The sequence below is a fragment of the Pseudomonas sp. D1HM genome (assembly GCF_019266105.1).
In the GTDB taxonomy this organism is placed as follows: Bacteria; Pseudomonadota; Gammaproteobacteria; order Pseudomonadales; family Pseudomonadaceae; genus Aquipseudomonas; species Aquipseudomonas taetrolens.
In genome coordinates this window covers 1-393 of record NZ_LRMN01000054.1, presented here as the reverse complement: position 1 = coordinate 393, position 393 = coordinate 1, and the positions used below count along the sequence as shown (strand labels likewise).

The 393-nt window shown below is 58.5% G+C and carries 1 protein-coding gene; it reads left to right on the top strand.

What is annotated here, in order from left to right; all coding sequences use genetic code 11:
• A partial coding sequence (locus tag AWM69_RS22690; RefSeq protein ID WP_218728606.1) for a tetratricopeptide repeat protein occupies positions 1-393 on the top strand: 393 nt, incomplete at both ends.

The window sequence follows — 393 nt, the reverse complement described above, 5'->3', positions numbered from 1 at the left end:
CGGCCCTGGGCGCGCATCGTCGAGCTCTATGGCAAAGCCGTCGAGCGCGATCACTGGAAAGCCATGCACAACCTCGCGGCGCTGTACCGCACGGGGTGGCCGGGAAGCATCGAGCAGGACAGGCAGAAGTCTCTCGACCTGTATCAACGCATGATCGATCTGGGCGTTCCCCAGGGTTTCTACAACATGGCCGCCATGATCGGTAACAAGGCCGGGGTCAAAAACCCGGCAACAGATGGCCTGACGTTCCTCGACAAGGCGGCGCGCATGGGAAATCCAGCAGCCCTGACCGAACTGGGCAAGTTATATATCTACTACGGAAAAAAAGAGGATCTCGGGTTGCAGTACACACGTTGTGCCGCCGAACAGGGTTATGGACAGGCGAACTACGAA